1 protein-coding gene is annotated in these 345 nt (G+C 64.3%); it reads right to left on the bottom strand.

Going from position 1 to position 345, the window contains the following annotated elements; translation table 11 throughout:
- Window positions 1-62: 62 nt before the first annotated feature.
- On the bottom strand, window positions 63-345 hold a 283-nt coding region (locus tag EN808_RS35430), incomplete at its 5' end, for a TSUP family transporter (protein WP_145973050.1).

Raw genomic sequence — 345 nt, 5'->3', positions numbered from 1 at the left:
CTGAGATTCATGTGTGGCTCCTCCAACATGATTCGTACGCCGGCATTGTATCAGCCGGGCCGTCACACACCAATTAGCTGGCGCAGCGGGTTCGCCGGGTCGGCGAGAAGCTTCACCGCCAGCGCCACGCAGACGACAACCAGCAGCGGCTTGATCAGCCGGGCGCCGATGCGGATGGCGAGGCTGGCGCCGAGGCGCGCGCCGAGGAACTGGGCGACGCCCATCATCAGGCCGATCTTCCAGTAAACGACGCCGACGGCGGCGAAGATGGCGAAACCGCCAATGTTGGAAGCGAAGTTGAGCATCTTGGTGTGCGCGGTCGCCTTGAGTACGCCGTAGCCGGCA

This window comes from Mesorhizobium sp. M8A.F.Ca.ET.165.01.1.1 (genome assembly GCF_004792065.1).
Classification (GTDB): Bacteria; Pseudomonadota; Alphaproteobacteria; order Rhizobiales; family Rhizobiaceae; genus Mesorhizobium.
This window is presented reverse-complemented; position numbering and strand designations above follow the sequence as displayed.